This window comes from Arthrobacter sp. NPDC057388 (genome assembly GCF_042668165.1).
In the GTDB taxonomy this organism is placed as follows: Bacteria; Actinomycetota; Actinomycetes; order Actinomycetales; family Micrococcaceae; genus Arthrobacter.
Genome location: NZ_JBHVBL010000049.1, coordinates 1 through 22,639, shown reverse-complemented (window position 1 = coordinate 22,639; position 22,639 = coordinate 1). Strand labels below are relative to the sequence as shown.

The following is a 22,639-nucleotide window of genomic DNA, read 5'->3' as shown; positions in this document are numbered from 1 at the left end:
GGACGGGTGAGCATCCCAACCCCGTATGAAGATCTTCTGCGCGACGTCATGGCCAACGGCACGCACAAATCAGACCGGACCGGCACCGGAACCAGCAGTGTTTTCGGCCGCCAGATCCGTTTTGACCTGGGCGAAAGCTTCCCGCTGATCACCACCAAGAGGGTGCACTTCAAGTCGGTTGCCGTCGAGCTGCTGTGGTTCCTCCGCGGTGACTCGAACGTGAAGTGGATGCAAGACCAGGGTGTGACCATCTGGAATGAATGGGCCGACGCCGAGGGTGAGCTCGGGCCGGTCTACGGCGTTCAGTGGCGGAGCTGGCCCACCCCCGACGGCGGCCACATCGACCAGATCGCCGAGCTCGTGCAGAGCCTGAAGCAGAACCCCGACTCACGCCGGCACATCGTCTCGGCCTGGAACGTGAGCGAGCTCAAGGACATGGCCCTGCCGCCCTGCCACGCGTTCTTCCAGTTCTACGTTGCGGACGGCAAGCTCTCCTGCCAGCTGTACCAGCGCTCGGCGGACATGTTCCTGGGCGTTCCGTTCAACATCGCCTCCTACTCGCTGCTGACCTGCATGCTGGCGCAGCAGGTGGGCCTCGAGCCCGGCGAATTCGTCTGGACCGGCGGCGACGTCCACATCTATGACAACCACATGGACCAGGTCCTGAAGCAGCTGGACCGGGAACCCTACGAGTACCCGCAGCTGAAGATCACCCGCAAGCCGGAGTCGATCTTCGACTACACCCTGGACGACTTCGAAGTGGTGGGCTACCGGCACCACCCCACGATCAAGGCGCCGATCGCCGTATGAGCACGGAGGGCACTATGGACGGGCAGGCTTTCAGCGAGGACATCGCCGCAAACGTGACGGGGATCGGGCTGGTCTGGGCACAGACGCCGTCGGGCGTCATTGGCAAGGACGGCGACATGCCGTGGAACCTGCCCGAGGACATGAAGCACTTCACGAAGGTCACCACCGGCCATCCCGTCATCATGGGACGCAAAACCTGGCTGTCCTTCCCGGAGAAGTACCGGCCGCTGCCCAACCGGACCAACATCGTCATCACCCGGCAGGAAGACTGGGCCAGCACGCCCGAGGCGGAGGGCGCCGTCGTCGTCAAATCCCTTGACGATGCCCTGCTGGAATCCCAGTTTGCCCCCGGCTTCGAGTCTGTCTGGATCGTGGGCGGCGGGGAAATTTTCAAGGAGGCCGCGGACCTGGCCAATGTTGCTGTGGTCACCACCATCGATGTGGACTCCGACGGCGACACGTACGCCCCGGAGCTTGGCGACGGCTGGGTGGCCGGGACGTCCGTGCCCTCCGACGGCTGGCTGACGGCGGCCAACGGCACGCGCTATCGGTTCACAACGTGGAACCGTTCGGAAGGTTAGAAGATGCTGCGTAAACCTGAAACCCTCTTTGTGCTCGGCTACATGCTGCTGCCGCTGTTTGCCCTGCTGTCCGCGATCGTGGGCCTGACCATGATCCTCGGGGGCAACAAGATCGCCGGCATCATCGTGCTGGTGGTGGTCACGCAGCTGTTCGCCTTCGGTGCCTTCTTCGCGCTGCGCGCCCGCAAGAATGCGCTGCTGCAGGAGCCCGACGGCCAGTAGCGGGCGGATGGGTAGGGCTGCCCATCGCGGCTGCCCCGGGCCCGCACTAGAGTGATGGCTGGACTTAGCAGTAACCGCCTCCGTTCGGCGGTCAGGATTTGGGGGATGACGCCGCAGTGACAGGTAACTTGTGGGGCGCCGACGTTGCGCAGCTTCGCACACTCGCGCAGCAGTTCGGAAAAGTCTCCGACAACCTTCTGAACACGTCGGCGCAGCTGACCAACCAGATCAACAACAACCCTTCCTGGAAGGGCAGCGACGCCGCGCAGTTCCGTTCCGACTGGAACGGCAACCACCGGGCACTCCTCCAGCAGACGGCCCGCGCCCTGAAGGACGAGTCCCGCAAGCTGCTGGACAACGCCAATCAGCAGGAAAAGGCCAGCGACGCGGCGCCGGGCTCCGGCGGCGGGCCCATCGGCCTGAGTGAGCCCGGGGGTTCGCTGGCGGGAGTGCTGGGCGGGGTCCTGCTTGGCGGGATCGGGGCGCTGCGGGCGGGCATGAACATCCAGAAGTTCATCAAGGCCCCGCTGACCCTGGCCAAGCACCTCGGGCAGTACGGATGGGTGCTGAAGAACGATGGATGGAACGCCATGAAGCAGCCGCTCCTGACGAAGGGCCGGCACCGGCTGGGCGGCCCGGTCTTTGAAGGCCGCCATCTGTGGCAGACCACGGCAGGAAATAAAGCTTTCGATGATCTTCTCAAGAATTCCGCCAGCTCGAGCCGCACGCTGGGCTTCATCGACAAAGCGTCCGACATCGCGTCGCTGAAGAACCTGCATACCCTTCCCGGCCTTTCCAAGTTGGCCCCGCTACTTGAGGAGAAGCCGTGGATCGGTGCCGGCAGACAGTTCGAATGGCTGGGCAAGTCAGGCCTCGCCCGTGGACTAGGCTGGGCCGGCGTCGGATTCAGCGCCGTGGACTCGGTCAACAGTTTCGCGAACGGTGACATCAAGAACGGGCTGGCGGGTGTGGGCAAGACTGCCCTCGGTATTGGATGCTTCCTGCCGCCTCCCGCCGGAACTGTCTGCCAGGTCGCCAGTGTCGGCGTAGCCGTGTACGAGAATTGGGACACCATCAGTAGCGTCGGGAAGAACATCGGCGAAGGTGTGGTCAACGCGGTGAAGGACCCGGGCAAATTCGTCAGCGGTGCGGCAAATACGCTGGCCGACGCGGGCAAGTCCGTGGGCAAGTTCTTTGGATTCGGCGATTAGGAGACACGCATGACCGTTCAGGATTCAACCCAGCAGGAGCCCCGCCTCGGCGTCGACATCATCGGCTTCGGCGTAGGCGAGTTTGCCTATCTGCTCAACGTATTCGAAGGTCCCGCCCGTGACCGTTCCGTCAGTGTGTTCCGCGCCGAAGAGATCGTCGATGACGTGACCCTGTCCACGTCTGGCGCCTCCTCCTTGCTGGCACGTGACCTTGCTGGTGTTGATGATGACGGCGATCTCGGCGTGAAGGGTGTCGCGGCTGCGGTCGCCACCGCGCTGGGCCAGGCGACCCGGTGGACGGAAATCTCGCTCCTTACCGACGAATCGATGGACAACGTGGCTCTTCTGGAGGCCCCCGGCGTGTCCCTGATGCTCCAGCCACGGCTGCTGGGGACCTGGTTCGTCTTTGCCCAGGATCCCGCCATTTCCTCGGCGGAAGCCACACTTCGGGTGGTCCGCCAGCACGTCGAAGAGAATCAGGGCGGGTCCGCCTACCTGGTCTTCAAGACCCTGGGTTCCGAACAGCACCTGCTGGTCCGCCGCGAGGAGTCCACCTGGACCACCGGCGTTCCGGATTTTGACAAGGACGAGGTGGCGGAAACGGCAGGCCTTGATGATGCCGGGTTGCTGTCCGCCATTGAGGATGCCCGTGGCTAGGCGCAGTAAGGATATACCGCAGGACCCAGGCTATGTGCCGTCCCAGCGTACAGACGAGCAGCTGATCTACCGGAGGGCCGAGAACGGCGAGATGGTCGGCTATACGCCTGCCGAATACGGCGTACGCAAGGACGACGGCGGCGGCCTGGTGAAGCCCGTCAACAGCTCAGGCGGACTGCTCTTTCTCGCCATCCTCCTCACCGCCTGCTTGGGGGGTCTTATCTACGGCGTGGTGCAAACGGCTATCACAAATCAGTGGCACATTCTCGGCGAAGTGTGGTGGGTTTTCCCGGCAACCCTGTTCCCTTTCTCTGTAGCATGGGCGAGCTATCTCAGGGAACGCAAGGCAGAGAAACTGCGCAAAGCCCGCAACCTCCCTCGGCCCGTCGACTGAGATCCTCGGCGGCAGCGCCGTCGCGGCAGTGACGTAACCGACTGCGGCCTGCCCAATCCAAAGATAAAATAGCCAAATGACTACAGCAGCTACCCCCTCCGTCGGCCTGGTCGGATGGCGCGGCATGGTCGGCTCCGTCCTGATGCAGCGCATGCAGGAAGAGGGCGACTTCGCCAGCATCAACCCGGTCTTTTTCTCCACCTCAAACGCGGGAGGTGCCGCGCCTTCGTTTGCTGAAGGCGCAGGCAAGCTCGAGGACGCGTTCGACGTCGAAACGCTGGCGAAGCTGCCCATTATTGTCACCGCCCAGGGCGGCGACTACACCAAGCAGGTCCACGGCGAGCTGCGCAGCCGGGGCTGGGACGGCCTCTGGATCGACGCCGCGTCCACCCTGCGCATGAATGACGACTCCATCATCGTCCTGGACCCCATCAACCGCGACGTCATCGACAAGGGCATCGCCAATGGCGTCAAGGACTTCATCGGCGGCAACTGCACCGTGTCCTGCATGCTCATGGGCCTCGGCGGCCTCTTCAAGAACGGCCTCGTCGAGTGGGGCACGTCCATGACCTACCAGGCCGCGTCCGGCGGCGGCGCGCGGCACATGCGCGAGCTGCTCAGCCAGTTCGGCACCCTCAACGCCGAGGTCAGCACGGAACTGGACGACCCGGCGTCGGCCATCCTGGACATTGACCGCAAGGTGCTGGCCCATCAGCGCGACGGCGTCGACGCCACCCAGTTCGGTGTGCCGCTGGCCGGCTCCCTCATCCCCTGGATCGATGCCGACCTCGGCAACGGCCAGTCCAAGGAAGAGTGGAAGGCCGGAGTTGAGACCAACAAGATCCTCGGCACCTCGGATGAGAACCACGTGATCATGGATGGCCTCTGCGTGCGGATCGGCGCCATGCGCTCCCACTCCCAGGCGCTCACGCTGAAGCTGCGCGAGGACCTCTCCGTTGCCGAAATCGAGAAGCTCCTCGACGAGGACAACGAATGGGCCAAGGTGGTGCCCAACACCAAGGAAGCCTCGATGGCCGACCTGACTCCCGTTGCAGCCTCGGGCACGCTGACCATCCCGGTGGGACGCGTCCGGAAGCTCGAAATGGGTCCGCAGTACATCAGCGCCTTCACCGTCGGCGACCAGCTCCTCTGGGGTGCCGCCGAGCCGCTGCGCCGCATGCTCAACATCGCCACCGGCACCCTCTAACCAGCCTTTCCTCAACCGGCCCTGCCCCGCAGGCGGCCCCATCCCTTGTTTCAAGGGCTGGGCCGCATGCGAAGCGGGGCCGGTTTTGCGTCCGGCAGCAACCCTCCCTCACTTCCCGTCGGGTCCGACCCGACGCTTCCTCACCTCCGGTCGGGTCTGACCCCACGCTTCCTCACCTCCGGTCGGGTCTGACCCCACGCTTCCTCACCTCCGGTCGGGTCTGAGCGGATGCTTCCGCAATAGTTGCCGCAGCATTTCGCCTTCGGCGGCAGAAGGTGAGGACGCGTCGCAATGAAGGCGACCAAACGTGAGGACGCGTTGCAATCCCCGGGGCGGGTCAGGAGGCGAGGAAGCGCCCGTAGCGTTCGGCCGCGCGGCGGAAGCCCGCCAGAGCCGCCGGGCCAAAGGGATTGGTGTCGTCGAACGGGACGGGTACGACGGCGGCTGAGCGCCCACTCCCCTGCCTCGCCCAGGTGCCGGTCACCTCGCCGCCGGTAACGATGGCCTTCTTGAACACCCCGTTGCCACCCGGGACGATCTTCTGCGCATGCTCAGGCGGCAGCACAATGCTCCGGTCCGTGTAGCCGAGAACGAACTCGTCGAACCCCGGCAGGGCAAGAACGCTGCGCTGCCCCGGCACGCCCTGGTCCAGCAAGGCAGCCGTCGACGGCGACAGCCAGTACCCGGTCCCCTCATGCTCGAGTTCCACCAGTTCGCCGCGCACCGCCGGCAGGGCTTTCCGCACCTCAGTCAGCGGAATGCTGGACCACCACGCAAAGTCCCGCAGCGTGGCGGGTCCGTGGCCGCGCAGGTACCTCAGCAGCAGCTCCGCGATGCCCTCCTCCCGGCCGGGGTTCCGCGAGGAGGTGATCCAGTGGTCGAACGCAACGAACTTCTGCTGGTTCCCGTCCAGCGGTCCGGGCACCAGTGACGCACTCTGGCACAGCAGCCACAGCAGATGGATGCCGCGCTGCGCCTCGGTGCCCTGCCCGGCCGCTTCAAACGCGGCGAACAGCTCCTCGCGGCTGGCGGCCCGGCCTCCGTCCACCAGGCCAAGGGCGGCCTCCCGGCACACCTCCACGTCGCCGCCGGCAATCTCCAGCTGCCGGTGCCGGCCGGCCGCCCCTTGGACCATCCGCGCCGTGGTGATGTTCAGGATCCAGCGCAGGTCCTCGGGCGCCAGCAGGTGCAGCGTGCCGCGCATGGGCCACGACCGGACCACAGACCCCTCATCCAGGGCCCGCCGGACGTCACTGAGGCCAGCACCGGGAACCCGGACACCCACCGCCCAGAGTGCCGCCTGGAGATCCTGGGCCTGTATCGCCGCCATCGCACGGACCGCCTCCGGCACGCCGTCGAACCCGGACCCCAGCAGCCCCTGCGACGCCAGCCGCAGCCGGCCCATCACCTTGGACGAAACCCGGGTCCTCAGCGCTGCCATGGGGCCATCCTATGGCGGCGGGGCAAGCCGCAGGAGAACCGGGACTACTAGAGCGTGAGACCGATCAGGAGCGGTTCGGGGTGCAGTTCAATGCCAAAACGCCCGACGACGCCGGCGCGCACCTCGCGCGCGATGGCCACCATGTCGGCGGCGCGGGCAGCACCGCGGTTGGTGATGGCCAGCGTGTGCTTTGTGGACAGGGAGGCCCTGCCGCCGGAGACGCTCCCCTCCTCCAGCCCAAATCCCTTGCCAAAGCCGGCATGGTCGATCAGCCAGGCCGCAGAGAGCTTGACCTGCCCGTCAGCGCCGCCCGGGTACCGCGGTGCGGATTCCGGCAGGCTCTCAGCCGCCTCGGCGGGAACGATCGGATTCGTGAAGAAGGAACCCGTGGAGTAGGTGTCCCGGTCGTCAGGGTCCAGCACCATCCCCTTGGACGCGCGCAGCCGCAGGACCTCACGGCGCACGTCGTTTGAGTAGGCGCGCTGGCCCTGTTCAACGCCCAGGACCCGCGCCAGCTCTGCATACCGGATGGGTGCGCTCATCCGGCCCAGCGGCAGCTGGAATTCGACCGTCAGCACAACGTAGCGCGGGGAGCCGTTGACGGTGGTCTGCTTAAGGACCGAATCCCGGTACCCAAACTTGAGTTCCGAGTTGGTGAACGTCCGCACGGCGTTGCGCTCCCGGTCCCAGGTGCGGACGGCCGCGATGGTCTGGGAAACGTCAGCGCCGTACGCGCCGACGTTCTGCACCGGGGTGGCCCCGGTGGCACCGGGGATCCCGGACAGCGCCTCAATGCCGGACCAGGCGTGCAGCACGGCGTGCTCCACCAGCGCGTCCCAGTTGTGACCCGCCTGGACCACCACGGACACGCCGCCGCAGGAGTCCTCGGAGTTGACCGTGAATCCCTCGGAGGCGATCTTCAGAACGGTTCCGGGGAACCCGTCGTCGGAAATCAGGAGGTTGGACCCGCCGCCGATGATCAGCAGCTGCTCGCCAGCCGCATCAGCGGCCCGCACCGCCTCGATGATCTCGGCCTCCGTGCGGGCCTCGACATAAGTGGCGGCGGGACCGCCGACGGCGGCGGTGGTCAGATCGGAAAGCATCGTGGGAGTCACCCATCCACCCTAGCGAAAGTAAGTAACTCCAAGTAACGTCACGCCAGACGGACGAGGGCCTGGGCCTTCATCAGGACCTTCTGGCCGTCGAACACGACAGAAAGATCCACGCGCGCGGTCCGCGCTTCGGCGTCCAGCGCGCCGACCGCACCGCTGACGTCGATCACCGCGCCGGCGTCGCCGGTCCCCGTGGTGTCCGTGACCAGCACCGGCTTGGTAAAGCGCGTCTGGTAGTCGACGACGGCGGCCGGGTCACCGGCCCAGTCACTGACCAGCTGCACCGCGGCACCCATGGTGAACATGCCGTGGGCAATGACGCCGGGCAGCTCGACGCCCGTGGCGAAGGCCTCGTTCCAGTGGATGGGGTTGAAGTCCCCCGAGGCGCCGGCGTATTTGACCAGGTCCTGCCGCGTGACCTCGATGCTGCGGCTGCCGATTTCCTGGCCGACGCTGAGTTCTTCGAATGTGGGGCTCATAGCTACTGTCCCTCTCCGCGGACCAGGATGGATGACTTGGTGGTGGATACCGGCTCGCGGCCGTCCCCGTCCGTGAGTGCGAATATCTCGCTGCGCGTGGTGATCATGGCCCCTCCGCCCATGGCGCGCACGCCGTCGACGTGCAGCTCGGCGACGAGCCGGTCGCCGGCGAAGATGGGGCGGTGGTGGGTGAAGCGCTGGTCGGCGTGGACGACGCGGGAGAAGTCGATGCCGGCCTCCGGGTCCTCGATCAGCTGGGCGTCGGCGCGCTGCGCAATGATGATCGCGAACGTGGGCGGTGCCACGAGGTCGGGGTGGCCCAGGCCCTGCGCTGCGTCTACGTCGAAGTGGGCGGGGTGGGTGGCCTTGACGGCGCGGGCGAACTCGCGGATTTTTTCGCGGCCGACGTCATACACCTCTGCGGCAGGGTAGCTGCGGCCCTGCAGGTCCGGATTGATAGTCATGGGTTCAAGCCTATCGGGGCCGGCGTGCGGGCCGGATTCGTGTCGTTACTTCCTGATCTTCTTCCGGATACTTTGGCCGCGGACCACCAGACCGACGATGTGCAGCACCAGCCCCAGGCCGATGACGGGCAACGCGGCGGTCATGAGCGCCGGGTTGCCGGCGGCGTTACCCGCGACGGTGAGGATGAGCCCGACGGCGATGAGGCCCATCGCGGTGAACACCAGGATTTTGTAGGACGTGGGTGCGGTGACCCAGAATTCGTGCAGCACCGGTCCAGTTTACCCAGCCGCGGCCGCCGTCGGACTCTGCGGAAAGGGCCGGTGGCCCATCCCAAAAGACCCCGTGCACCAAAGAGACCCCGTGCACCGGATAACGGGTATCGGTCACGGGGTCTCCTGGAAATGCCGGTGCAGGTTACGGGGCGGGCTGCACGCCAAACGCAACCGCGAGCTTCATGATCTTCTCGGCGCGGCCCAGGCGCGGCAGGTCGGAGCCGTCGCGGATGACGCGGCCGTTGGCCTCGAAGTCGGACATGAAGTCGGTGGCCCACGCGACGTCGGACGGCGTGGGGCTGATGACCTCGTTGATGACGCTGGTCTGGTCGATGGCCAGGCAGAGCTTTCCGGTCATGCCCATCATCACCGTGACGCCGGTCTGCTCGCGCAGGATCGGGTGGTTGGTGCCCACCGTGGGTCCGTCGATCGGGCCCGGCAGGTTGCCGACCCGGCTGGCGACGACGAGCTTGGCGCGGGGGTAGGCCATGGCCTCCTGGGTGTTGGCCATGCCGGTGTCGCGGCGGAAGTCGCCGGAGCCGAAGGCCAGGCGGAATGCGCCCTGGGCCTTGGCGATGTGGTTGGCCTCTTCGATGCCGAGGGCGGATTCCACGAGCGGGATGACCGGCGTCTTGCCGTCCATGCGGTGGAACGACTCGGTGACCTGGTCGGCGGACTCCGTCTTGGCCAGCATGACGCCGAGCAGGCCCGGGGTGCCGCGCAGTCCGGCGAGGTCGTCCGCCCAGAACTTGCTGGTGGCGTCGTTGATGCGCACCCAGGCCCGACCGCCGCCGGAGAGCCAGTTCACGACGTTCTCGCGCGCGACGTCCTTCTGCGAGGGGTCCACGGCGTCTTCGATGTCCAGGATGATCGAGTCCGCGCGGGACACGGCGGACTGGTCGAAAAGTTCGGTTTTCATTGCGTTGACGAGCAGCCACGACCGGGCGATCTCGGCGGGGATGTTGCGTTCTTGCCGGGTGATCTCGGCGGTGGAAGTAGACGTCATGGTTCTACCGTATCGGGCGCGCGCCCGTATGCGCGACGCAGATCCGTCCCGCAAAGCGACCAATACGAACAAAAAGCGGAAGTTTAGCGCCTCTGGCGGGCATCAGCGCTGCCGTCCGTCACGGGATTTCACCGGTCGCAACGGGGCGCCTCATGACCCGCTGTTGCGCCATATTTCCGCGGATTTCCAACGGTTTCCCGGCGTGACCCGGGCGTTTTTCTGCGGCCGCCGGGTGCGCTTACATCGATCCATCGGCCGTTGCGGCGGCCGCCACGAACCCGGCCCACCAGCCAACCAATCCCCTGAAGGAAACCCCCAATGAAACGACACCTGACCATCCTGAGTGCTGCGGCCGCCGTCGTGATCGCCCTGGCGGTGTCCGGCTGCGGCGGGAGCGCCGCCGGCGATGACGCAGCGGCGGCGGGATCCCCCGGCGCCAACGAAGTCAAGGAGCTGCGTTACCAGGGCTGGGCCAACAGCGTCACCCTTCCCGAACTGGCGCAGGACCTCGGCTACCTGGGCGACGTCAAGCTGAACTGGGTGGGCAACACCATCAGCGGCCCGCAGGACATCCAGTCGGCAGCTACCGGCCAGACGGACTTCGGCGGCGCGTTCGCCGGCGCCGTCGTAAAGCTCAAGGAAGCCGGTGCACCGGTGAAGGCCGTCATCAACTATTACGGCGAGGACAGCAAGACCTTCAACGGCTTCTACGTGAAGGAAGACAGCCCCATCAAGACGGCCCGGGACTTCATCGGCAAGAAGATCGCCGTGAACACCCTCGGCGCGCATTCGGAGGCGGTCATCAACACCTACCTCCGCAAGAACGGCCTGAGCGCTGAGGAGATCAAGCAGGTCCAGCTCGTGGTGGTCCCGCCGAACGACACGGAGGAAGCGATCCGCCGCGGCCAGGTCGATGCCGGCGCGCTCGGCAGCATCCTGCAGGACAAGGCCGTCGCCAACGGCGGGCTGCGGTCCGTCTTCAGCGACTTCGACCTGTTCGGTGCGTTCGCCGGCGGGCCGTATGTCTTCCGCGAAGACTTCATCGCCCAGAACCCCAACACGGTCCGGACCTTCACCACCGGCGTGGCCAAGGCCATCGAGTGGGAACGGGCCACGCCCCGCAAGGACGTCATCGCCCGGCTCACCAAGATCCTGAAGGAACGCGGCCGCAACGAAAACCCGGCCGCCCTGCAGTACTGGAAGAGCGTCGGCGTCCCGGCCAAGGGCGAGATCAAGGACGAGGACTTCACCCGCTGGGAGGAGTACCTGAAGTCCGCCGGCATCATCAAGGGCGACCTGGATGCCAAGAGCCTGTACACCAACGAGTTCAACGGACTCCTGACCGGTTCAAAGTAAAGCCCGCACCAAAGTAAACCGCCCGACCCACAACAAACCGCAGCACGAAGTGAGGAAAGAACGATGACTGTCATTACCGAAACGAAGCTCGAATTCTCCAAGCTGGGCGCCCGCATCGGCGCCGAGATCCGCGGCCTGGACCTCAGCGGTGATCTCCCGCCGGAGACCGTTGCCGAGATCCGCCGGGCGCTCAACGAGCACAAGGCCCTCGTGTTCCGCGAAGCCAACATCCTCTCGGACGAGGCGCAGGTGAAGTTCGCCAGCCACTTCGGCCCGCTGACCAAGGCCCACCCCACGGTGGCGTCCGTTGAGGGCGAAGAGAACGTCCTGCCCGTCGACAGCGAGAACGGGTCGGCCAACAACTGGCACACCGATGTCACGTTCGTGGTCAACCCGCCGCAGGCCTCCACCCTGCGCAGCATCGACCTGCCCGCTTACGGCGGCGAGACGCTGATCGCTTCCTCCGCCGGCGCCTACCAGGACCTGCCGGACGAGCTGCGCAACTTCGCCGACACCCTGTGGGCCATCCACACCAACGACTACGACTACTCCGTCCCCAAGAACCTGGAGCACGCGAACGCCGAGGAGCGCCGCAAGGAGTTCACCCGGCTGAAGTTCGAGACGGCCCACCCCGTGGTGCGCGTCCATCCGCTGACCGGCGAGCGCGGACTGTTCATCGGCGGCTTTGCGCAGCGCCTGCGGATCGTGGGCCTGTCCAACACCGAATCCAGGGATATCATCCGGCTGCTCCAGGCCTACGTCACCCGGCCCGAAAACGTGGTCCGCGTGAACTGGGAGCCCAACCAGGTGGTGCTGTTCGACAACCGGATCACGCAGCACTACGCGCCGGACAACTACGACGGCCAGCCCCGCAAGCTCAACCGCGTCACCATCGCCGGGGACATCCCCGTGGGTGTGGACGGCAAGCAGAGCCAGGCCCTGAAGGGTGATGCCTCCACGTATTCGGAGATCGCCCCGCTGTAGGTTGTTCTGCCCAAACCGGGTCGCAGTTGTTGTCGTTTTGAAGGCTCGTAACGACAACAACTGCGACCCAGTTGGGTTTAAGGGATGTTGCTGCCCCGCGCCGTGACCCACAGCCGGTACCACTCGGGCCGGGTCATGGCCTCGGCCACCCGGGCCGCGCCGGCGCAGGCGCGGATCCGGTCCGGGTTGGCCGTGCCGATCACCGGCGCGATTGCGGCCGGGTGCTTCATGAGCCACCCCAGCAGCACGGCCTCGACCGTGGTGTCCTTCTCCCGCGCCATCTCGGCCAGCAGCGCCGCCGTCGCGCTCTCCGCGGGCGTGGGCCGCTCGGGCGGATTGCCGGTGTAGTGTCCTCGGGCCAGGGCGCCGTACGCCTGCAGGGTGATCCCCTGCCGGGCGCAGTACTCGAGCGTCCCGTGCGGAAAGCCGTAGCTGTGGGCGTCAGGGTGGTTCACCAGCACGGTGCTCTCCAGCCAGTCGCGCTTGAGCAGGCTGAGCTCCAGCTGGTTGGCCACGACCGGTGTTTCCAGGCTGTCCTGCAGGAACTCGATCTGGGCGGCGGACATGTTGGACACCCCCAGTGCCCGCACCTTCCCCTCCGCCATCAGCTTCCCGACGGCGGCCGCGACCTCCGCGGGCTCCATCAGCGGATCCGGGCGGTGCAGCAGGAGGATGTCCACGTAGTCTGTGCGGAGCCGTTCGAGGCTGCCGTTCACGCGCTCGATGATGGCGTCCGCGCTCAGGTCGTAGTGGGTCTCCAGACCGCGCTCGTTCAGCCGGATGCCGCACTTGGTCTGCAGCCGGATGCGGTCGCGCAGCCCGCTGGTGCCGGCCAGGACCTCGCCGAATACGGCCTCGGCTTTCCCGTGCCGGTAGATGTCGGCGTGGTCGAACAATGTCACCCCGATGTCCAGCGCAGCCTCGACGGCGGCCGCGGCAGCCTCGACGTCGGCGATCTCGTGCGGTTCCCGGGACCAGTCCCCGCCCAGGCCCATACATCCGTAAAGCAGCCGGCCGTATTGGGCCGCGGTCTGTTCAGTCATGGCATCACTCTTTCATTTGTTGCCGCCACCGCCCAGAGGCCAGGCGCCGGGTACCGGCTGGACGGGACGGTTAAACGGGACCGCCGGCGGACCCCGGTCGGAAAGGACCGGGGTCCGCCAGCGGCGTGTGGCTCAGTCAGGGGTCAGCGCAGCCAGACCGTGGTGTTGGCCGGCAGCTTGCCGGCTTCCAGCGGCCCGCTGCTCACCAGCACCGTGCCGGCGGGAAGGTCGACGGCGGTGTCCCCGAAGTTGGTGACGGACTGCCAGCCGCCGGGGCGGCTGAAGTGGAGGACATCCGGGTTCCCGGTTTCGATCCATTCCAGCTCCTCGGCGGCCTGCAGCTCGCGGCGGAGCTTCAGGGCAGCGCGGTAAAGCTCGAGCGTCGATCCCTGGGTGCCGTCCTGCGCCTCGACGGCGTAGCCGGCGAACCAGTCCGGCTGCGGCAGGTGTGCGCCGCCGTCGCCGAACCCGAAGGATGTCCCCTCCACGGACCACGGCAGCGGCACGCGGCAGCCGTCGCGGCCCACTTCCACCCCCCTGTTGCGGAAGAAGGACGGGTCCTGGCGTTCGGACTCCGGGATGTCAGCCACTTCCTGCAGGCCCAGTTCCTCGCCCTGGTACAGGTAGGCGGAGCCGGGAAGCGCAAACATGAGGAGGCTCGCCGCACGGGCACGGCGCTGGCCGAGTTCGACGTCGAGTTCCTCCTGGGGACCGCCGGCGAGCAGCCAGGCCTTGCCGTCCTGGCCCTTGGCGTGCTTGCCCTTGGAGCCCTTGGGCAGGCCGTAGCGGGTGGCGTGCCGGACGACGTCGTGGTTGGAGAACACCCAGGTGGAGGAGGCGCCGGTGGCGGCCGCCTCGGCCAGGTTGCGGGTGATGATCTCGTGGAACTCCTCGGCGTCGAAGTCCGCCTGCAGGAGGTCGAAGTTGAACGCCTGGCCGAGTCCCTCGGGGCTGGCGTAGCGGGCACGGCGGGTGGCGTGCACCCAGGCTTCGGCGACGGCGGTGCGCGGCGGGTTGTACTCGTTGAAGACCTCGCGCCACTCGGCGTAGACCTCGTGCACCTCGTCCCGGTCCCAGAACGGGTGCGACCCGTCGTCGAACCCGTCCGTGCCGGTGTTGGCGGCGCTCAGCTCCAGCTTGGAGAGCAGCGGCTCGGTGAGGTCCTTGGTGAGGGCGTGCGCCACGTCAACGCGGAAGCCGTCCACGCCGCGGTCGGACCAGAAGCGCAGGGTCTTGAGGAAGTCGTCACGGATTTCCCGGTTGGCCCAGTTCAGGTCCGGCTGCTCCTTGGCGAAGATGTGCATGTACCACTGGCCGGGGGTGCCGTCCGGTTCGGTGATGCGCTCCCACGCCGGACCGCCAAAGACGGAGTCCCAGTCCGACGGCGGGAACTCGCCGTTGGGGCCCTTGCCGTCCCGGAAGATGTAGCGGTCCCGCGCCGGGGAGCCCTTCGGGGAGGCGAGGGCTTCCCGGAACCATTCGTGCCGGTCGGAGGAGTGGTTCGGGACGATGTCGGCGATCAGCTTGATGCCGGCGGCGTGCAGGGCGGCCGCCATCTCGTCGAAGTCCTCGAGGGTGCCGAGCTTCGGGTCCACGTTGCGGTAGTCATCCACGTCGTAGCCGCCGTCGGCGAGCGCCGAGGGGTAGAACGGGCTGAGCCAGACGGCGTCGATGCCGAGCGCCTTCAGGTACGGGACCTTGGCCGTGATGCCCTTGATGTCGCCCAGGCCGTCACCGTTCGAGTCGGAGAAACTGCGGGGGTAGATCTGGTAGACGGACGCCTGGCGCCACCAGTTCGGATCGGCCATGCGGTCGGAATCGGAAAGGGTTGCCAGCGTGGCGGTGGTGGACAAGGGGTGATCCTTTTCTTCTGGTTGGGGTTGTTGCTGGACTGGTTTTGTTGGGTCTACTTGACGGCCCCGCGCATTACTCCGGACAGTACCCAGCGCTGCGCCAGGATGTAAACCACCAGGGTGGGTGCCATGGCCATCAGGTAGGACGCGAACGCGAGGCTGTAGTTGGTGTTGAACTCCCCCTGGAAAAGCATCTGCACCACGGGGAGGGTCTGCAGGGACGGGTCGGCGATCATCATCTGCGGCAGCAGGAAGTCGTTCCACGAGCCGAGGAAGGCAAAGATGCCCACGGTGGCGTTCATGGGGGCCAGCAGCGGGAAGATGATCTTGCGGAACACCTGCCAGGTGGTGGCGCCGTCGAGCCGGGCTGACTCCTCGAGCTCCACCGGAATGGAGCGGACGAACGCGATGTACAGCAGCGTGTTGAACGAGATGCCGCCCAGCACATGAAGGAACACCACGCCGCCGGGGTTGTCCAGGCCAAGGAGTGCCGTCTGTTTGATCAGGGGCAGGATGATCACCGGGAACGGGATGAACATGGCCGAGAGCAGGTACACGAAGGAGCCGCGGAAGAACCTGTGGTTCCAGTTCCTGGCGATGGCGTAGGCCACGAGCGAGCTGCTGGCCAGCGAGCCGAGGACGCTGAGCACGGTGACGAACGCCGTCGACATGAACGCCCGCGGGAAGTTCGTTGCCTCGTAGGCGGCACCGAAGTTTGCCCAGTTCATGGGGCTGGGCCAGGCCAGGCCGGTGCCGGTTCCGATCTGGTCCGGGGACTTCAGCGCCATGGCCACCGTGAAGTAGAGCGGGAGCAGCACGGTCAGGGAGGCCGCCAGCATGAGTGCGGTGAGCCACCAGTTGACCTTGTAGCCCTCCCGGCCGGAGCGGCCCTTCCGGCGGAGCGGTTTGGTACCGGGGCGGCGGGCGGTCAGAGGAAAAGCTGTCATTAGAGTGAAACCCCCCGGCGCTGGATGAGGCGCAGCTGGATGACGGAGATCAGCAGGGTGATCAGGAAGTAGATGACCGCGTTGGCCATCTGGTAGGAGTAGTCCCCGCCGGTGAAACCGGAGAAGATCCGCATGGCCACGGACTGGGTGGCCATCCCGGGTCCGCCGCCGGTGAGGCCCACGATGATTTCGTAGGTGCCGAGGAAGCCCTTGAAGCCGAGGATCACGTTGATGACGAGGTATCCGAGAATGAGGGGCAGCGTCAGGCTGACGAACTGCCGGAGGCTGCCGGCGCCGTCGAGGTCGGCCGCTTCGTAGACCTCGGACGGGACGCTCTGCAGCCCGGCCAGGTAGATGATGGTGGCGCCGGGGGCCGCCTGCCAGACCGTGACCAGCACGATGGCCAGCCAGGCGAGGTTCTCGTTGGCCAGGATGCTCGTGGCCAGCGGCGTCACGCCGAAGCGGTCCGCCAGTACGGGCAGGGTGTTGGAGAACAGGTAGTTGAACACGAAGGACACCACCAGGGCGGAGAGCACCATGGGAATGAAGAACACGGTGCGGATGCCCGTGCGCCACTTGATTTTGGCGTTCAGGCCGAGGGCGATCGCGAGGGCCACGACGTTGACCACCACGGTGGTGGTCAGGGCGAAGATGAACGTGAAGATGTACGACTGCAGGACCGCCGGGTCACGGAAGATGTTGACGTAGTTGGCCAGCCCGATGAACTTCCAGTCCCCGTAGCCGGCGTAGTTCGTGAGGCTGAAGAACACGCCCACGAGTGCCGGCAGGGTGATGAAGAAGGCGAACAGTGCCAGGACCGGCACCACCATCCAGTAGTACGCGGGATCGATGCGTCCCTTGGCGCGGACAGTCCGCAGCGGGGCTTCCGGGAAAACGTCCGCGGCGGCGGGCGGGGCTGCCTGCGGCAGCTCTGATGTTGTAGTCATGGGGGCTCCTGGATTCTGGCGGGTCAGACCGCGGTGCGCTCGGCGACCCGGCGCCATTCGTCGTCGAGGGCGGAAAGGAACTGTTCACCGTTCTTGCCGTACACGAAGGACTGGACGTAGTTGTACAGCGGTACCGACGGCGGGAAGTAGGTGGTGGCCCCCTGGTAGTAACGGCCCTCCCGCACAGAAGCGGCGAGGCCGGTGATCTGGGGGTTGTCGACGGCGGGTGCTGCCTTGAGCGGCGAGAACGCCGCGTTCTTCTCGTTGTAGGCATTCACGACGGAGGGGTCCAGCAGGTAGCTCACGAACCGCCGTGCCGCGGCCATGTTGGGGGTGTTGCGGGTGATGGACAGGGCCATGTCCACGTTGACGCGCGCCTTGGTGTCGGCAGGGTCGTTGGTGACCGGCAACGGGAAGCTGCCGAGCCGGATGTTCTTGTTGGCGGCCACGAGCTGGGACAGTGCCCACGGGCCCTGCAGGTACATGGCGGCCTGGCCCTTGGCGAACGCCGCGTTGCCGTCGGCGTAGTTCTTGCTGGTGGCGCCCTTCTGCGAGAAGGCAGCCAGCTCAAGCATCTTGGGCAGAACGGGACCGAAGTTGCTCGTGAATGACTCCTTCGCGTCTGCCCGGATGGCGGCGCCCTTGGCGGTGAGCCTGGCGAAGAAGTCCGCGATGTCCAGTGAGCCGCCTGCGACGTAGTCGAACATCCCCTGGCCGAGCGTCCAGTTGTCCTTGAACGTGCCGTAGATGGGTGTGATGCCGGCAGCCCTGAACTTTCCGCAGGCTGCGACGAACTCGTCCCAGGTGGCGGGAACCTGCACGCCCTGGGCCTCGAAAATATCGCGGTTGTAAATGACGCCTGCGGCGGCCAGGGAGAACGGCAGGGCGCTGGTTTCGTGCCCGTTGTACTGTCCCCAGGAGCTGACCAGTTCCTGGATCTTGGGGTCGATGGTGGCTGCGGCGGGAAGGTCCGAGAGGTCCGCGAACACGCCCTTGCGGACGAAGTCTGCAGTGGCCTGGGCGAAGCCGCGGGTCACGACGTCGGGCGGGTCGTTGCGCACCAGGCCGGGCACGAAGTTGCCCTCATTGAAGTCCTGGATGACGCGGATGTCGGAGTTGAGCGCCTCGAAGTCCTTGATCACCTGGTTGAAGTAGGCCACCACCTCGGGCTTGTTCTGCATGAAGCGCAGTGTGGTGACGCCGTTCTGGCTTCCGGCCGCCGGGTTGCCGGGGACGGAACCGCAGCCCGCCAGCGGCAGGACAGCTGCTGCGCCCGCAAGTCCCACGGCCCTGAACAGGGCGCGGCGGCTGAGCGGAGCCGCGTTCACGCCGCGAATCACAGCGCTGCGGAAGGGGCTGAGTGCAGGCGGCCGGCTGGCCGTTGGGAAAAGCGGAAGAGGCAGTACGAAGGGCTGTTCACAGTTGCTCCTTTGCAAAAGGGCTGAGGTCAAAGCTGGGGAATTTCCCGTGGCCGGCGGCCGTCCGGTGCACGTTGGGAGTTTATATGGAATCTAAATTTAGTTCCTCAAGTATTATGTGGGGCAGAGCACAAGGAGGTCAACACCATGTCGGAAATGACGGCGGCCACGCCCCAGCTGCTGCGCCGCGTGAGCGCCGGGGCGGTGCTGGACTTCATGCGCGCCTCGGGTGCGGTAACAGTCACCGACGTCATTCAGGCCACCGGGCTGACCCGGGCTACCGCGATCTCCGTCTGCGAAGACCTCATGCAGCGCGGCTGGATCACCGAACTGGAGAACCAGCGCGCCTTTGGCGGGTACCAGAAAGGACGGCCCGCCCGGCGGTTCGAACTCAATGAGCGGGCAGGCTACGTCCTGGGCATGGACGTCGGCTTTTCCAAGGCGACCGTGGTGGTGTCGGACCTCCGCGGCAAGGCGCTTGGAAGGGCCAGCGAGCCTTTCGAGATAGAGGACATCTCCGCCGCCGAACGCGTGGCGGTCATTGACCGGGCTGCCGCATCGGCGCTGGACAGCGTGGGCGCCTCCCCTGACTCAGTGCTGGCCGTGTGCGCCGGCATCGCCGCACCGGTGGACCGGAAGGGCAACGTGCTGGCATCGCAGCACTTCTGGGGGCTGTTCGACGTCGGCCTCAGGTCCGCACTGGACGACCTGCACGGATGGACAGTGCTGCTGGAGAACGACGCCAACCTCGCCGCCCTTGGCGACCGGTGGCGGGGTGCGGCGGCGGGCGTGGACGACGTCGTCGTAATCCTCGCCAGCGAGCGCTTCGGTTCCGGCGTCATCGAGGGCGGCCGCCTGCTGCACGGCAGCGGCGGCGGCGCGGGGGAACTCGCGTACCTGGATCTGGTGGAGGGGGTCGGCGACACCTACGGCATCGCCACGCTGGCGCGGACCTGGGCCGCGGAGGCGCTGGAGGGCTCCGCCAGGACGTCCCTCCGCGAGCATGCCGCCAACGGGGCCGAGGCGGAGCATGTCTTTGCCGCAGCCGCCGCAGGCGACGCTGTGGCGCTGAAGATCCTGGACCGGCTCGCTGACAGGATGGCCCGGGTGATCGGTTCGGTGGCCACCATGGTCAACCCCGAGCTCGTGGTGATCGGCGGTGCCGTCGCCAACTCTGCGGGGGTCCTGCTCGAGCCCATTGCCGCCCGGCTGCCGGAGTTCACGGCGACTCCGCCGCGGGTTGCCGTCTCGCCGCTGGGCGATTCAATCGTGACCGTGGGCGCGGTCCGGCGGGCCCTGGACTACGTGGAGACAAACACCCTGGACCTGGAGCTCAACATCCCGGCGTAAGCCACGTGTTAGGAGACGGACTCCAGCGCATCCGCCACCGGCCGGGTGCCGTCACGGAAGTCGATGGTGCGGCCCGCGGTGTCAGGCCGGTCCAGCACTGCGGCCGCGACGATCGCGACGTTGGCGCGCGAGGTCTGCGTGCCGGTGCTGGTGTCGGCAGGGTCCACCTCGATCAGCCCGTTGCCCGGCCCCTCGGTCAGGGAGCCCGGCCCCAGGATGGTCCAGGCGAGGCTGGTGCCGCGCAGGTACTCGTCGGCGGCAGCCTTGGCCTCGGCGTACGGACGGAAGCTGTGCCCCTCCGGAATCCCGTGGCCAGGGCCCGCCCCGAAGTAGGAGACCATCACATACCGGCCAACGCCGGCCTCCGCGGCGGCGTCCATGGAACGGATGGCCGCGTCACGGTCCACCGCGTACGTGCGGGCCGGATTGCCTCCTCCGGCACCCGCTGACCAGACCACGGCGTCGTGGTTCCGGAGAGCGGCGGCGATATCCGCCGTCGTCGAATTTTCCACGTCAAGGACCGACGGCGATGCCCCCGTGGCGGCGACGTCCGCCGCGTGGTCCGGGTTGCGGATGAAGGAAGTGACGCTGTGTCCCTGTTCGGTCAGGAGGGCGGACAGTTGCAGGGCCACCTTGCCGTGGCCGCCAATGATTGCGATGCGGGTCATGCCCCCATTGTGTCCCAGACCGGTCCCGCCGCCCGATTCATTCGGTCGGTTTATCCCGCGCGGCTCAGCCAGTCCGGTTGGCGTAGCGGAGGAAGACTGTGCCGTTGCCGAACCGCCGTTCTTCCAGCAGGTCGAGCCCCAGGCGGATGTTGTCGGGCAGGAAGCGCTTGCCGCCGCCCACTGCCACGGGTGTGAGGAACATCTGGAACTCGTCCACCAGGCCTGCCCGGATGGCCTCCGCTGCAAGTTCGGCGCCGCCCACCGCCAGGTCCCGGCCAGATTCGTTCTTGAGCCGCGCGACTGCGTCGGCATTGAACTCCCGCTCAATCCGCGTCCGGGCCGTGGCCACATCCTGCAGCGTGCGGGAAAACACCACCTTGTCTGCCGCCTGCCAGACCTCGGCAAAGTCGCGGATATAACCGGGGATCTCACCAAAGGCTTCCGGATGCTCCCAGACGGCCATCACCTCATACATCCGGCGTCCGAGCAGGTACGTCCCCGCCGGCCGTTGCAGCTCGTTGACGAACGAATGTACCTCGGCGTCCGGCTCCGCCCAGTCGAAGTTTCCGTCCCGGTCCGCGATGTAACCGTCGAGGGACATGAGTCCCGAATAGATCAGTCTGGCCATTGCCGGCTCCCGTTGTCCGCCTGTGGTGTGCAGTCCGACCCTAGGTTCACACCGCCCGGAAGGCAACGGCTCCGCAGCACCGGGGATCATTCGCAGCGTTCGCACAGGATTGCATCAAGACCTGATCAAGGATCAGCCCCTCCCCTGTTCCGGCTGGCATGCTGGTTGACGCATCAAGCAAACCGCACCGTTACAGGAACACCATGGGGGAATCATGCCGCTAGGCACGTTCAAACTCGCTCGCCCGTTCAAGGGCCCCAACCCGTCCGAACAGAACCGACGCCGGGCGGTTGCCACCGCTGCGTCCCGCCCGGCCGGCCCTGGGGTCAGGTCGCTGTCCGCCACCGCCGTCGCTGCCGGCCTGCTGCTCACCGGGCTGGCGGTCCCTGCCGAGGCTGCCACCTACTATTCCGCGCCGCTGCGCACGGCCGCCCGGGCCCTCACCGTGGCCGCCGAGAACAACACCGGCTACGACCGGACCCGCTACTTCGGCAACTGGCTGGACACCAACCGCGACTGCCAGAACACCCGCGCCGAGGTGCTGCTCCAGGAGGCGAAGGCCGCCGCAACGTACACCACCGCACGCCACTGCACCGTGCGTTCCTCCCGCTGGGTCACCCGGTGGGACAACCGCACCCACACCCTGGCGTCGGCCGTGGAGATCGACCACACCGTTCCCGTCCACGAGGCGTGGGGCTCAGGCGCCCGCTACTGGTCGCAGGCGCGCCGGGTGGCGTTCTACAACGACCTCGGCGACGGACGCTCCCTGAACGCGCAGACGGCCGCGCTGAACTCCGCAAAGCAGGCCAAGGGCCCGGAGGCCTGGATGCCCCCTGCCAACCGCTGCGAGTACATCGGCAACTGGATCGCCGTCAAGATCCGGTGGGGCCTGCGGGTGGACAGCACGGAGAAGGCGGCCCTGATCCGCTGGGCTGACGTGTGCCCCAACGTCCGCATCAACGTCACCAGGGCCTAGGCCAGCCAGTCCAAACTGGGGCACTTTGGCGCGGGCCACGCCGGCCGCCGCCGTTATTGCGACGCCGGCACCCCCAAAGTGCCCCGGGACGGATTGGATGCGGCCTTGCCGGGAGGAGTACCTGGAGGTCATCGGCATCGAGGACGCCGTGTGAACGAGCGCTTAAAACAAAAGCAGGCCAGGGGCTGAATGCCTCTGACCTGCAGTTCCTGTAGCGGTGGGGAGGCTCGATCTCCCGACCTCACGATTATGAGTCGTGCGCTCTAACCAACTGAGCTACACCGCCATGAATGAGAAAAACCTGTGTCAAGCCGGTCAAGACCGCCTTGACACAGGCCCTCATTCCGAGCCCCCCACCGGAATCGATCCGGTGACCTCGTTCTTACCAAGAACGCGCTCTACCACTGAGCTAGGGGGGCAACGAGTAAATACTCTACCGGAAGATTTCGCACTCAACAAATCGAAGGGAAAACGGGGTCCGCCGCGGCCAAAACCGCGGAATTCCGGGCCTGGAGCGGGCTTCGAGCCGGTTTGAGCTGGCCTTCGGAAGCACTTTGGAGTGGGTATGTGACGAAGGATACACGGCATCCGGGGAGGGCGGGCTTAAATCTG

The 22,639-nt window shown here is 66.5% G+C and carries 24 protein-coding genes and 2 tRNA genes; 11 read left to right on the top strand and 15 right to left on the bottom strand.

Features of this window, described 5'->3' with window-relative positions:
• Positions 1-6: 6 nt before the first annotated feature.
• The 7 genes from ACFUTU_RS18325 to asd all read left to right on the top strand — a co-directional run bounded on the left by ACFUTU_RS18325 (position 7) and on the right by asd (position 5,082).
• Complete coding sequence (locus ACFUTU_RS18325) at positions 7-810, top strand: thymidylate synthase (protein ID WP_377966835.1); 804 nt, start codon at positions 7-9, stop codon at positions 808-810.
• Positions 807-1,391 carry a dihydrofolate reductase gene (locus ACFUTU_RS18320; RefSeq protein WP_377966833.1) on the top strand — a complete coding sequence of 195 codons (585 nt, stop codon included), beginning with the start codon at positions 807-809 and terminating at the stop codon, positions 1,389-1,391. The genes ACFUTU_RS18325 and ACFUTU_RS18320 overlap by 4 nt, the downstream gene beginning before the upstream one ends.
• A gap of 3 nt (positions 1,392-1,394) precedes the next feature.
• Positions 1,395-1,613: an NF038396 family protein gene (locus ACFUTU_RS18315; RefSeq protein WP_377966831.1), complete on the top strand. Its 219-nt coding sequence runs from the start codon at positions 1,395-1,397 to the stop codon at positions 1,611-1,613.
• Positions 1,614-1,729: 116 nt separating this feature from the next.
• Positions 1,730-2,824, top strand: a complete 1,095-nt coding sequence (locus ACFUTU_RS18310; RefSeq protein ID WP_377966829.1) for a WXG100 family type VII secretion target — start codon at positions 1,730-1,732, stop codon at positions 2,822-2,824.
• A 9-nt stretch (positions 2,825-2,833) separates the two neighbouring features.
• Positions 2,834-3,481 carry a hypothetical protein gene (locus ACFUTU_RS18305; RefSeq protein ID WP_377966827.1) on the top strand — a complete coding sequence of 216 codons (648 nt, stop codon included), beginning with the start codon at positions 2,834-2,836 and terminating at the stop codon, positions 3,479-3,481.
• A complete protein-coding gene (locus ACFUTU_RS18300) occupies positions 3,474-3,875 on the top strand; it encodes a hypothetical protein (protein ID WP_377966825.1) in 402 nt (133 codons plus the stop codon). The genes ACFUTU_RS18305 and ACFUTU_RS18300 overlap by 8 nt, the downstream gene beginning before the upstream one ends.
• Before the next feature lie 76 nt (positions 3,876-3,951).
• Entirely contained in the window at positions 3,952-5,082 is a 1,131-nt protein-coding gene (gene asd / locus ACFUTU_RS18295) for an aspartate-semialdehyde dehydrogenase (protein ID WP_377966823.1), read from the top strand.
• Positions 5,083-5,419: 337 nt separating this feature from the next.
• Here asd and ACFUTU_RS18290 read toward each other — a convergent pair whose 3' ends face one another.
• The 6 genes from ACFUTU_RS18290 to ACFUTU_RS18265 all read right to left on the bottom strand — a co-directional run bounded on the left by ACFUTU_RS18290 (position 5,420) and on the right by ACFUTU_RS18265 (position 9,857).
• Positions 5,420-6,523: a winged helix DNA-binding domain-containing protein gene (locus ACFUTU_RS18290; RefSeq protein WP_377966821.1), complete on the bottom strand. Its 1,104-nt coding sequence runs from the start codon at positions 6,521-6,523 to the stop codon at positions 5,420-5,422.
• 47 nt (positions 6,524-6,570) lie between these two features.
• A complete protein-coding gene (locus tag ACFUTU_RS18285; RefSeq protein WP_377966819.1) occupies positions 6,571-7,638 on the bottom strand; it encodes a UDP-N-acetylmuramate dehydrogenase in 1,068 nt (355 codons plus the stop codon).
• A 38-nt stretch (positions 7,639-7,676) separates the two neighbouring features.
• Positions 7,677-8,114 carry a MaoC family dehydratase gene (locus ACFUTU_RS18280; RefSeq protein WP_377966817.1) on the bottom strand — a complete coding sequence of 146 codons (438 nt, stop codon included), beginning with the start codon at positions 8,112-8,114 and terminating at the stop codon, positions 7,677-7,679.
• 2 nt (positions 8,115-8,116) lie between these two features.
• Entirely contained in the window at positions 8,117-8,578 is a 462-nt protein-coding gene (locus tag ACFUTU_RS18275; RefSeq protein ID WP_003803911.1) for a MaoC family dehydratase N-terminal domain-containing protein, read from the bottom strand.
• Positions 8,579-8,623: 45 nt separating this feature from the next.
• Positions 8,624-8,848: a DUF3188 domain-containing protein gene (locus ACFUTU_RS18270; protein ID WP_377966815.1), complete on the bottom strand. Its 225-nt coding sequence runs from the start codon at positions 8,846-8,848 to the stop codon at positions 8,624-8,626.
• 145 nt (positions 8,849-8,993) lie between these two features.
• Entirely contained in the window at positions 8,994-9,857 is an 864-nt protein-coding gene (locus ACFUTU_RS18265; protein WP_377966813.1) for an HpcH/HpaI aldolase/citrate lyase family protein, read from the bottom strand.
• A gap of 318 nt (positions 9,858-10,175) precedes the next feature.
• Between ACFUTU_RS18265 and ACFUTU_RS18260 the strand changes: the two genes are divergently transcribed.
• Together ACFUTU_RS18260 and ACFUTU_RS18255 are read left to right on the top strand one after the other, a co-directional pair.
• Complete coding sequence (locus tag ACFUTU_RS18260) at positions 10,176-11,213, top strand: ABC transporter substrate-binding protein (RefSeq protein WP_377966811.1); 1,038 nt, start codon at positions 10,176-10,178, stop codon at positions 11,211-11,213.
• Between the two features lie 63 nt (positions 11,214-11,276).
• A complete protein-coding gene (locus ACFUTU_RS18255) occupies positions 11,277-12,197 on the top strand; it encodes a TauD/TfdA dioxygenase family protein (RefSeq protein WP_377966809.1) in 921 nt (306 codons plus the stop codon).
• Positions 12,198-12,274: 77 nt separating this feature from the next.
• Here the strand turns inward: ACFUTU_RS18255 and ACFUTU_RS18250 are convergent, their stop codons facing one another.
• From ACFUTU_RS18250 to ACFUTU_RS18230, 5 genes are all read right to left on the bottom strand, one after another.
• Complete coding sequence (locus ACFUTU_RS18250; protein ID WP_377966807.1) at positions 12,275-13,240, bottom strand: aldo/keto reductase family oxidoreductase; 966 nt, start codon at positions 13,238-13,240, stop codon at positions 12,275-12,277.
• Positions 13,241-13,383: 143 nt separating this feature from the next.
• A complete protein-coding gene (locus ACFUTU_RS18245) occupies positions 13,384-15,093 on the bottom strand; it encodes an alpha-amylase family glycosyl hydrolase (protein ID WP_377966805.1) in 1,710 nt (569 codons plus the stop codon).
• Between the two features lie 53 nt (positions 15,094-15,146).
• Positions 15,147-16,040: a carbohydrate ABC transporter permease gene (locus ACFUTU_RS18240; protein WP_377966803.1), complete on the bottom strand. Its 894-nt coding sequence runs from the start codon at positions 16,038-16,040 to the stop codon at positions 15,147-15,149.
• On the bottom strand, positions 16,040-16,987 hold the full coding sequence (locus ACFUTU_RS18235; RefSeq protein ID WP_377966801.1) for a carbohydrate ABC transporter permease: 948 nt from the start codon (positions 16,985-16,987) through the stop codon (positions 16,040-16,042). The genes ACFUTU_RS18240 and ACFUTU_RS18235 overlap by 1 nt, the downstream gene beginning before the upstream one ends.
• A gap of 23 nt (positions 16,988-17,010) precedes the next feature.
• On the bottom strand, positions 17,011-18,315 hold the full coding sequence (locus tag ACFUTU_RS18230; protein ID WP_377966799.1) for an ABC transporter substrate-binding protein: 1,305 nt from the start codon (positions 18,313-18,315) through the stop codon (positions 17,011-17,013).
• A 237-nt stretch (positions 18,316-18,552) separates the two neighbouring features.
• On the opposite strand from ACFUTU_RS18230, the gene ACFUTU_RS18225 reads away from it, so the two are divergent.
• Positions 18,553-19,755 (top strand): ROK family protein, encoded by a 1,203-nt coding sequence (locus ACFUTU_RS18225; RefSeq protein ID WP_377966797.1) that lies wholly within the window; start codon positions 18,553-18,555, stop codon positions 19,753-19,755.
• Positions 19,756-19,763: 8 nt separating this feature from the next.
• On the opposite strand, the gene ACFUTU_RS18220 is transcribed toward ACFUTU_RS18225, so the two are convergent.
• Both ACFUTU_RS18220 and ACFUTU_RS18215 read right to left on the bottom strand, forming a co-directional pair.
• A complete protein-coding gene (locus tag ACFUTU_RS18220; protein ID WP_377966795.1) occupies positions 19,764-20,423 on the bottom strand; it encodes an SDR family oxidoreductase in 660 nt (219 codons plus the stop codon).
• Positions 20,424-20,487: 64 nt separating this feature from the next.
• Positions 20,488-21,051 (bottom strand): dihydrofolate reductase family protein, encoded by a 564-nt coding sequence (locus tag ACFUTU_RS18215; protein ID WP_377966793.1) that lies wholly within the window; start codon positions 21,049-21,051, stop codon positions 20,488-20,490.
• A gap of 214 nt (positions 21,052-21,265) precedes the next feature.
• Between ACFUTU_RS18215 and ACFUTU_RS18210 the strand changes: the two genes are divergently transcribed.
• Entirely contained in the window at positions 21,266-22,027 is a 762-nt protein-coding gene (locus tag ACFUTU_RS18210; RefSeq protein WP_377966791.1) for an HNH endonuclease family protein, read from the top strand.
• Between the two features lie 212 nt (positions 22,028-22,239).
• Here ACFUTU_RS18210 and ACFUTU_RS18205 read toward each other — a convergent pair.
• Positions 22,240-22,313 (bottom strand) — tRNA-Met (locus ACFUTU_RS18205).
• A gap of 61 nt (positions 22,314-22,374) precedes the next feature.
• A tRNA-Thr gene (locus tag ACFUTU_RS18200) sits at positions 22,375-22,446 on the bottom strand.
• Positions 22,447-22,639 lie beyond the last annotated feature (193 nt).

Bases quoted from the DNA above. Each gene is read 5' to 3' on its own strand.
- ACFUTU_RS18280 (WP_377966817.1), bottom strand. From the start codon at position 8,114: ATGAGCCCCACATTCGAAGAACTCAGCGTCGGCCAGGAAATCGGCAGC.
- ACFUTU_RS18265 (WP_377966813.1), bottom strand. From the start codon at position 9,857: ATGACGTCTACTTCCACCGCCGAGATCACCCGGCAAGAACGCAACATC.
- ACFUTU_RS18210 (WP_377966791.1), top strand. From the start codon at position 21,266: ATGCCGCTAGGCACGTTCAAACTCGCTCGCCCGTTCAAGGGCCCCAAC.
- ACFUTU_RS18235 (WP_377966801.1), bottom strand. From the start codon at position 16,987: ATGACTACAACATCAGAGCTGCCGCAGGCAGCCCCGCCCGCCGCCGCG.
- ACFUTU_RS18260 (WP_377966811.1), top strand. From the start codon at position 10,176: ATGAAACGACACCTGACCATCCTGAGTGCTGCGGCCGCCGTCGTGATC.
- ACFUTU_RS18255 (WP_377966809.1), top strand. From the start codon at position 11,277: ATGACTGTCATTACCGAAACGAAGCTCGAATTCTCCAAGCTGGGCGCC.
- ACFUTU_RS18215 (WP_377966793.1), bottom strand. From the start codon at position 21,051: ATGGCCAGACTGATCTATTCGGGACTCATGTCCCTCGACGGTTACATC.
- ACFUTU_RS18220 (WP_377966795.1), bottom strand. From the start codon at position 20,423: ATGACCCGCATCGCAATCATTGGCGGCCACGGCAAGGTGGCCCTGCAA.
- ACFUTU_RS18305 (WP_377966827.1), top strand. From the start codon at position 2,834: ATGACCGTTCAGGATTCAACCCAGCAGGAGCCCCGCCTCGGCGTCGAC.
- ACFUTU_RS18290 (WP_377966821.1), bottom strand. From the start codon at position 6,523: ATGGCAGCGCTGAGGACCCGGGTTTCGTCCAAGGTGATGGGCCGGCTG.
- ACFUTU_RS18240 (WP_377966803.1), bottom strand. From the start codon at position 16,040: ATGACAGCTTTTCCTCTGACCGCCCGCCGCCCCGGTACCAAACCGCTC.
- ACFUTU_RS18250 (WP_377966807.1), bottom strand. From the start codon at position 13,240: ATGACTGAACAGACCGCGGCCCAATACGGCCGGCTGCTTTACGGATGT.
- ACFUTU_RS18320 (WP_377966833.1), top strand. From the start codon at position 807: ATGAGCACGGAGGGCACTATGGACGGGCAGGCTTTCAGCGAGGACATC.
- ACFUTU_RS18315 (WP_377966831.1), top strand. From the start codon at position 1,395: ATGCTGCGTAAACCTGAAACCCTCTTTGTGCTCGGCTACATGCTGCTG.
- ACFUTU_RS18275 (WP_003803911.1), bottom strand. From the start codon at position 8,578: ATGACTATCAATCCGGACCTGCAGGGCCGCAGCTACCCTGCCGCAGAG.
- ACFUTU_RS18225 (WP_377966797.1), top strand. From the start codon at position 18,553: ATGTCGGAAATGACGGCGGCCACGCCCCAGCTGCTGCGCCGCGTGAGC.
- asd (WP_377966823.1), top strand. From the start codon at position 3,952: ATGACTACAGCAGCTACCCCCTCCGTCGGCCTGGTCGGATGGCGCGGC.